Consider the following 7,753-nt stretch of genomic DNA (forward strand, 5'->3'; position numbering starts at 1 on the left):
AAAAAATGAGGGTGATGCCCAAAACACGAAAAGCGGGCAACCGGCGGGTACGGTACCGTTGGTGCCAGATTCGGGTTCTTTAGGTTCTTTAGGTTTTTTAGGTACCCCTACCCCCCTGTTTTCAAAAAATGAGAGGGGAGCCGACTGCTACCACGAATGGCTTGTCACTCACCCGAATGGCGAGCGTGCGACCCACTGCTTTGCACCGGCCAAGAGCCGTGAAGAGGTTTTAGGCCTGTATGCGGATGCGCTGGTGGAGCCGGTAGCAGAACCGGAACCGCTCCCGCTCCCGCCGGATGCACTCCCGCTGGTCTATGCCTATCTCAATCGCGTAGGGGAAACGTGCCCTGTAACGCGCACGGAGTTTGTCACGGCATTGGAGCGCGATCATCGCCGCCTAGCTTGGCTGTATGGCGAAGTGGGATTAGCCGAGGTTGCGGCGGTATGAAATTCAATCTGCACGGAGCACGCGGAAAGATTCGCGCATATCGAGATGATGACCATATCCGCAAGCTGGCAAAAGCTGAGGGGTGTTTGATACCGATGGAAACCGCTTTAGCTCGAATGGACGGTCGAATGTCCACATTCGTGACATATCGCCGGATATTCTTGGTTCACGCGATGGAGGGCGATAGCGGATATTCCGCTTGGCAGTGTGACAACGTGCTTGATATGCCGCTGTTGCTGTTGGCTCTAGCGCCGATTATCGGCCCTATAGACCGTGTTTCAATCGGTCGCAATGATAGAGATCCCAGCGCAACCGGAACGCGCCATTGAGCGATTTAGAGGGGGGTCGCAAAACGCGACTCCCTTGCGCCCGCATCCCGCCGCGCCGTGCTTTGAGGTGAAAAAAACCAGAGGTTTGCGAAACAGTTAGCCAACTAACCCCAATGGGATATGCCCTGCCGATGTGTCAGGGGGAAATCCTGATACTAGGTGGCAGCAAAGCGGTTATTGCATAACACTTTTGAGGTGCTATCTTAAGCGTTACGGAATAACGCATTAGAGGTGACACCATGCCGCGCCCGAAGCTGACACCCGAAGAGAGAGCCGCCCGCAATGCCGCACGCCAAGCGGTTTGGCGAGAACGCGCCAAAGAGCGTGGATTGACTAGAATCAATGTTGCAGTCGAACCGGATGCAACGCTTGCGCTGGATAGCTTGGCGCTGGTGCATTCCCTGACACAAGGCGAGCTGCTAACAGCGTTATTGAATAACGCATTAAGCGGTTTATGGGCGATGTTAGACGCTACCGAGAAATCGGCATTTATCGCTGGCACACTGCGAAAGCCATTACCTAGTAACGCTTATCAAGCGCCCGTCGAATCGCTGGAAGCCGCGCCGCCGCTCGACCTAGAGCCGCTGGCGCTTGCGCCGACAAAAGACTATCCGCTGGCACTCAAGGCCCGCGCCGTAACGATGCACCAGCAAGGCGAAAGCCGTGACGCAATAACGGCTATGCTGATAGCAGAGCACGGCAAAGCGCCGGATAAATCGAATTGGGCAAGGACAATGAAGGCTTGGGGTAAGGCGAGCCGGTAGCTATCCCTTTGGCCGTTAGTGTGGGGTGCAGAAATTGCACCCCATTTTTTTTGCCTTGCGGTGAGTGAAATCTCCACGTGGAGACTAGCCAAGACGCAAAAGGTACCTTTTCACGGTTTGAAATACGGGGCGAAAAGACCGCGTTTTATTGCTAGACGTCGCGTTGAAGGGGCGGTTTGAATATAGCGACTGTCAACACGTGTTGACACCTGCTAGGAAAGGCTAGGCTTCGCTTTCCTAGCTGCCAACGCCATTCACAATTGTGAACAAGCACCAGCGGCGGACTTGAGAACACGTGTTCCCAAACTTCCAGCGAGTTTGAAATCCGGATTTCAAACCCTGAGAATTGGTACACGTGTACCCATTTTTACCTGCTACCGAAAAAAGAGCGTCGTTGTTTCCATAGGCTTGTCTACTAAAGTAGACAGCGAGCAGGTATCAAATGTAAACCGCGCTTTACATTTGGATTGCTAGAAAACGGCAGCACGCTGCCGATTTGAGCAGGAAATCCATCACGCGTGACGGATTTGGAAAGCACGCCGCTGTTACCCCGGGGTAACAAACTCCCAGCGAGCAGGTATCAAATACGCAGCGCGCTGCGTTTTTGCTGACCAGCGAATTTGCTGGCAGATAAATGGCGGCGGTTAGCAGGGATCATTTTGATCCTTTGTCGCGGTGTGCTGATTCCCTCTATCGCCGCGCACGCCCCCCCTTTGGCCGTCCTAAAAAAACCCTAAAACGCTAGAGAGTGTCACGGCGGGAACCCGCTGTAACATTTTTTCATTGTGACACTTGCAACTTGTTACGGAGTGAACTAGCATTAGTCACAAGTAACAAGCATCTTGAGAACACCAATGAATCGCACTATCGCCTATATCCGTGTATCGACTGACAAGCAAGTTGAACATGGTGTTTCGCTCGAAGCCCAACAAGCCAAGCTGGAAGCCTACGCCAAGCTTTACGATTTAGAGATAGTCGAAACCATCACGGATGCGGGCGTTAGTGCCAAGACGTTAGAACGCCCAGGGCTGCAACGCGCACTCGGTTTATTGCGGTCTGGGAAAGCGGATGCCTTATTGGTAGTGAAACTCGACCGCTTAACCCGCTCCGTTGCTGATCTTGGCTGTTTGATAGATGACTATTTCACGCCCAATGGCGCGGCTCTAATGTCGGTTTCAGAACAGATTGATACGCGCACGGCGGCTGGGCGCTTAATCCTGAATATTCTCGGTTCTGTGTCGCAATGGGAGCGTGAAACCATTAGCGAGCGCACGCGGGACGCAATGCAGCATAAAAAAGAGCAAGGCGAATACACCGGCGGACATGCACCATACGGCTTTCAGAATCAGGACGGCGAGTTAAAAGAGGATGCTGTAGAGCAACAGGTATTGCAGCACGCCCGTACTTTACGCGCCGCTGGCCTAAGCCTCAGAAAAATTGCAATCGAGCTAGGTAAGCGCGGATTTACCACGCGCAAGGGCAAAGCATTTTTACCGGCGCAAATATCGCGGATGGTGGCGAATGGCTAAACCGGTAGACCTACCAACAGTAAAAAAAACGCTTGCAGCATTAGATAGACTCGCCACTGAAAACCCAACTTATCTCAATCAAGGTGAGTCTTGGAGCGAACACCTAGACGAACTAGAGGATTTGATTATGGCCACACCAACGCGGGAGCGCGTCGCTGCTTATCGTGCTCGAATGAAAGAGCAAAAAAGCAAGACAGTTCTATATGTCACAGTCCCTGAAAAGATTGTCAGCGTGGTTAAGGTGGAATCTGAAAAGACGGGGCAGACTGCCGCCGAAATCGTATCTGCCGCAATACTGAATACGTATGGGCAAGACCAATGACAACTATCGTCTTTGACACCCATAAATTCATTCGCACCTTGAAAGAATCCGGTATCCCTGAAGGGCAAGCGGAAGCGATTTCCGAAGCATTCCGCGCCGCGCATGTTGAAGCTGATCTAGCCACGAAAGCCGATCTTAATGCGCTGGAATTGTCGGTTAGGGGTCAGTTCTCAGAACTGAAATTCGACCTGATTAAGTGGATGACCGGCGCATTGATCGCGCAAGCGGCTGTTATCGCCGCGCTGGTTAAGCTGCTTTAGGTAAAAATACCTAACGATTTCAGGAAAACGGCGCGATTTTGGCGAAAAATCGGGGTATAGAATCGTGAGCACTCCATTAAATGAGTGCTTATAATGAAAAACCCGCTCGATAATTCTTTGTCATGGCCGCAAGCGTGCGCGGCTGTAGGAGTATCACGCCCAACGCTTCGCCGCATGGTGCGTGAGGGTATCATCCCAGCGCCGGTGCAGATTGGACGCCGCAAGGTCTTTGCGAAAGAGCCGCTCTACGCCGCCCTAGCGCGATTGCTTGGGGGTGAAGCGGCATGAACCGGAAGAGCCGCGATAGACGCGCCGCCCGCCGCGCCAAGCTGGAACAGCGCCGGTTGCTGGAGCTGGATACCAGCAAGAAAAAAGCCCCAACGCCGGAACGTTGGGGCCGTGATAGCAAGGATGCTGTAAACCGCCATGAAAGCCCCGGCAAGGGCGTTCATGGTTCACCCGACCGCTAGGACGGTTCGGGTTCGGGCGCATCCCTGAGACAAGAATAGGCCGTTTTTCGGCCAAAATCTAGGGGATAGCTCGACCCGCCCTGTTTGCGGTCTCCAATCTCGCTGGAGACAGTGCAATGTCAAAAGTCTACGTGCCCTTACTGGGTATTTCAATCGGCCTGATTATCGGCCTGCCTTGGCTAGTGCTGGTGCTGGTGTTAGGAGGTGCGGCATGAAAACGCGCCCTAACGCCGATTTTGCGCTAGAAGCGATCCGCGCCTGTTTGTCCGCCGCCGATGACCTGTTGTGCTTTGGCGCGTCGGATGCTGAGACCGATAAAGGGATTTGGCTTGTGACCGCCGCCGCAATACTCACTGATCTTGCGATTGAGCAACGCCAAGCCAAGAGCCAAGCCAAACAGGGAGGTGCTGAGTAATGGATACGCGCCCTGCTATGGGCGCGGTTTCGACCGCTCCCGCATTGAACCTAGCATCACTCCCCGCTGAAATCCGCGCAAATATCGGCGCACAGACAACGCCGGATTTTGCGCCGGTTACTGTCACGAACGCGATGTTTTTGGCCGCTATCGCGCCTAATCTCGACAACGACGAACGCCTATGGAGTGCCCATTTCAACACAAAGCCGGGCGGTTTTCCGCCGCTGGCAAGTGTTTGGGGCGGGTACCCGCTCAAGGCGGCTGAGGGCGTAGCTGAGACACCGAGCCGCAACGCATATTTCAGTGTTGCCACGATTCGCCCTGATAAAAACGGCGAGCATCATCGCCGCCGTGAGTGTTTTTCGCGGCTTTTTTGCGTTGTGCTGGACGATGCCGCGCCGCCCGCCGGTTTAGCCCCTACGTGGGTACTCGCTACCAGCGCGGGCAAAACCCAAGTCGGATTCAAACTCACCGCGCCGCTCGCTGATTCGGGTATTGCTACCCGACTGCATAAGGCGTTAGCCGCCGCTGGTCATTTAGCCGCCGATAAAAACGGCAACAACCCCGTGCGTTATGTCCGCTTACCCGTTGGCAGCAACACCAAATACGACCCTGTATTTGCGCACCAGCTGCTGCATTGGGCACCTGATAACACCGTCACCCTTGATGCGCTGATTAGCGGCCTCGGTCTAGACCGCGCCGCGATTCTGACACCGCCGGTAGAGCCTGAAAAAATGCCGCTAAACAGCGTTATCAGTAACGCTGAAGAGTGGGTTATCAAGGCCAAGCGGATTGGGCTAGATGCCGCGTTGCGCACGGTAAAAGACCCGTCGTTAGGCCGTCACCAAGAGATATTTGCACTGGGATGCCGCGCCGCCCGCGATGGTCTACCGCCCGAAGCCCTAGACGTCGCATTAGATGCGTTTGCAGCGAACATGCGCCCAACGGATACCAATGGCGTCGAATCAGGGATTAACTGGGACAGCGAGCGCAAGGCGATACGGGACGGCTACCGGCAAGGCTGCGCCGATGGCGTGCCAAAGCTGGTGGACGCTTCGGGACTGGTGGTGCAAGCGCCTGCAAAGGCCGCACAACCCGCCGCCGCCGCCGCGCTCGACGGGGACGAATCGCCACTAACCCGCCTCGAAGCCGAATCCTTGATTGCTTGGGCGTGGAGCACTGGCACCACGCTCCCACGTAAACCCGCTGGTTTATTTGCCTATCGCACGCTCAAAAACCTGAAAGGCGAGCCAAAAACACGGGAGGCAATGCGCTCGCCTATCGTCGGCTTTAATACCTATACCGCGCCTTGGATTGAGCTAGGCTGGCATACCACGAAAGCCGATTTTATGGGCGAAGTGGCAAAATATTTGCCCAATCGGGCGAATATCGTAATGGCGCAAGCCGAAAAAAATGGGACGGTTCCGAATGATGTTTCGTCGGATGTCTTAATAGCGGATGCGCAATCATGGTTAAACCGAGTTGGCTCGCTGGTGGTGGCCGATGCTATTGGGCGCGAATTATTAGCGCGGGTATTAACAGAATGGCCAGAACCACAACCGATACCGGCAACATTATGCCCTGTTGAAATGTTCGATATGGCGCTGTTGCCAGCATCGTTACGGGACTGGATAGCAGATGTATCAGAGCGGATGCAATGCCCCCCTGATTTTCCCGCTGTTGGGGCGATGGTGGCGTTATCGTCCGTAATTGGGCGCAAGGCGGTTATCCGCCCAAAGCGGCATGATGATTGGGCGGTCGTCCCGAATTTATGGGGCGCTGTTGTAGGACGGCCCGGCATTATGAAATCACCCGCGCTATCAGCGGCTCTAGCGCCGCTGGATAGACTGCAAGCCAAAGCGAATAGCGAGCATAAAGACGCCAAGCGCGATTACGCCCGCAATGAAAAGCTGCGTGCTATGCAAGATAAATCCGATGAAGCCAAAGCCCAAAAGCTAATAGCACAAGGTAAGCGTAGTGAAGCCGAGCAATTACTAATCGAAGCTGAAAACGACGCTGATAACAGTGATGCGCCGCCGGTATTGCGCCGCTATCGTGTCACGGATGCCAGCGTGGAAGCGTTGGGAGAAATCCTAATTGAAAATCAGTGGGGCACGCTGGCCTATCGTGATGAATTGCATGGATTGCTTGCCAGCATGGATAAAGAAGGCCAAGAGGGGGCGCGGTCGTTCTATTTGCAAGGGTACGACGGCAATCAAAGCTACACCTTTGACCGCATTGTCAGAGGGCGGCATTTACATATCCCCGCTGTATGTCTTGCACTATTGGGCGGTATTCAACCCGGCAAGCTGAAAAGCTACGTCCGTGCTGCTACAGAGGGCGGTAATGGCGATGATGGCCTATTGCAACGGTTCTCGCTGATAGTCTGGCCCGATGTTGCGCAAGAATGGCGCGATGTTGACCGCTGGCCTGAGACTGAAGCCAAAAACCGCGCCTTTGCGGTATTTGAGCGGCTGGACACTATAGCCCCAACTATCGACCCCGATACCGGCGAATCAGCGCCCGCTGTTTATCGTTTTTCACCCGCCGCGCAAGGCATTTTTAAGCAGTGGCGAGCCGAGCTAGAGCAACGCTTGCGCGATGGTTCGCTACCGCCCGCCCTTGAGTCTCACCTGAGTAAATACCGCAAGCTGGTACCGGCTATCGCGCTGGTATGCGCGCTCGCTGATAGCGAAACCGAGGTTAGTGAAGCATCGTTACTGCGTGCGCTGGCATGGGGCGAATACCTAGAAAGCCACGCCAAGCGCGTTTATGCCGCCGGTATGGGGCTAGACCTTGATGGCGCTGTTGCGTTGCTGGCAAAAATCAAAGCAGGGAGCGTTAAGGATGGTTTCAAGCCGTCGGACGTGTACCTCAAAGGATGGGCGGGCCTTGCAACGCCGAAAGATGTTGGTGGAGCCGCCCGCATTCTGTGTGACTTAGGGTATCTACGCCGCGATGAAACACCGCCGCAAGCCAAAGGCGGTCGCCCATCCGTTACGTACAGCATCAACCCGCTTTTGAGCACGGAGTGATGTCATGTCACAGTATCTTGCTCAACTAAAAAAACTAGAAAACGGGGGGGAGGGTACCCTAAAAAACCTAAAAAACCCCCCCGCTATAGGTTCTTTAGGTTTTTTAGGTACCCCTACCCCCCTGTTTTCAAAAAATGAGGGTGATGCCCAAAACACGAAAAGCGGGCAACCGGCGGGTACG

At 54.5% G+C, this 7,753-nt stretch carries 10 protein-coding genes; all 10 read left to right on the top strand.

The window, feature by feature from the left end; genetic code table 11:
- Window positions 1-448, top strand: a 448-nt coding sequence (locus BLW10_RS14140; protein ID WP_218139737.1) for a hypothetical protein, incomplete at its 5' end; no start/stop codon positions are given.
- Window positions 445-777, top strand: coding sequence for a hypothetical protein (locus BLW10_RS13085; protein ID WP_091335384.1), 333 nt, complete (start codon window positions 445-447; stop codon window positions 775-777). The genes BLW10_RS14140 and BLW10_RS13085, both read left to right, overlap by 4 nt.
- Window positions 778-1,016: 239 nt before the next feature.
- Entirely contained in the window at window positions 1,017-1,541 is a 525-nt protein-coding gene (locus tag BLW10_RS13090) for a hypothetical protein (protein WP_091335386.1), read from the top strand.
- Window positions 1,542-2,395: 854 nt separating this feature from the next.
- A complete protein-coding gene (locus tag BLW10_RS13095; protein WP_091335389.1) occupies window positions 2,396-3,070 on the top strand; it encodes a recombinase family protein in 675 nt (224 codons plus the stop codon).
- Complete coding sequence (locus BLW10_RS13100) at window positions 3,063-3,392, top strand: hypothetical protein (protein ID WP_091335392.1); 330 nt, start codon at window positions 3,063-3,065, stop codon at window positions 3,390-3,392. Before BLW10_RS13095 ends, BLW10_RS13100 begins: the two co-directional genes overlap by 8 nt.
- The gene (locus BLW10_RS13105; RefSeq protein ID WP_091335394.1) at window positions 3,389-3,652 is read left to right on the top strand and encodes a coiled-coil domain-containing protein; all 264 of its coding nucleotides are present in this window, start codon (window positions 3,389-3,391) and stop codon (window positions 3,650-3,652) included. Before BLW10_RS13100 ends, BLW10_RS13105 begins: the two co-directional genes overlap by 4 nt.
- A gap of 93 nt (window positions 3,653-3,745) precedes the next feature.
- Window positions 3,746-3,940: a helix-turn-helix transcriptional regulator gene (locus BLW10_RS14460; protein WP_091335397.1), complete on the top strand. Its 195-nt coding sequence runs from the start codon at window positions 3,746-3,748 to the stop codon at window positions 3,938-3,940.
- Entirely contained in the window at window positions 3,937-4,122 is a 186-nt protein-coding gene (locus BLW10_RS13115; protein WP_091335399.1) for a hypothetical protein, read from the top strand. The genes BLW10_RS14460 and BLW10_RS13115 overlap by 4 nt, the downstream gene beginning before the upstream one ends.
- A 211-nt stretch (window positions 4,123-4,333) precedes the next feature.
- Window positions 4,334-4,537: a hypothetical protein gene (locus BLW10_RS13120; protein WP_091335401.1), complete on the top strand. Its 204-nt coding sequence runs from the start codon at window positions 4,334-4,336 to the stop codon at window positions 4,535-4,537.
- Window positions 4,537-7,572, top strand: a complete 3,036-nt coding sequence (locus tag BLW10_RS13125; RefSeq protein WP_091335403.1) for a YfjI family protein — start codon at window positions 4,537-4,539, stop codon at window positions 7,570-7,572. The genes BLW10_RS13120 and BLW10_RS13125 overlap by 1 nt, the downstream gene beginning before the upstream one ends.
- Window positions 7,573-7,753: the final 181 nt, after the last annotated feature.

This window comes from Allochromatium warmingii (assembly GCF_900107145.1).
GTDB classification, from domain to species: Bacteria; Pseudomonadota; Gammaproteobacteria; order Chromatiales; family Chromatiaceae; genus Thermochromatium; species Thermochromatium warmingii.

Bases quoted from the DNA above. Each gene is read 5' to 3' on its own strand.
- BLW10_RS13120 (WP_091335401.1), top strand. From the start codon at position 4,334: ATGAAAACGCGCCCTAACGCCGATTTTGCGCTAGAAGCGATCCGCGCC.
- BLW10_RS13100 (WP_091335392.1), top strand. From the start codon at position 3,063: ATGGCTAAACCGGTAGACCTACCAACAGTAAAAAAAACGCTTGCAGCA.
- BLW10_RS13085 (WP_091335384.1), top strand. From the start codon at position 445: ATGAAATTCAATCTGCACGGAGCACGCGGAAAGATTCGCGCATATCGA.
- BLW10_RS13125 (WP_091335403.1), top strand. From the start codon at position 4,537: ATGGATACGCGCCCTGCTATGGGCGCGGTTTCGACCGCTCCCGCATTG.
- BLW10_RS13115 (WP_091335399.1), top strand. From the start codon at position 3,937: ATGAACCGGAAGAGCCGCGATAGACGCGCCGCCCGCCGCGCCAAGCTG.
- BLW10_RS14460 (WP_091335397.1), top strand. From the start codon at position 3,746: ATGAAAAACCCGCTCGATAATTCTTTGTCATGGCCGCAAGCGTGCGCG.
- BLW10_RS13090 (WP_091335386.1), top strand. From the start codon at position 1,017: ATGCCGCGCCCGAAGCTGACACCCGAAGAGAGAGCCGCCCGCAATGCC.
- BLW10_RS13105 (WP_091335394.1), top strand. From the start codon at position 3,389: ATGACAACTATCGTCTTTGACACCCATAAATTCATTCGCACCTTGAAA.
- BLW10_RS13095 (WP_091335389.1), top strand. From the start codon at position 2,396: ATGAATCGCACTATCGCCTATATCCGTGTATCGACTGACAAGCAAGTT.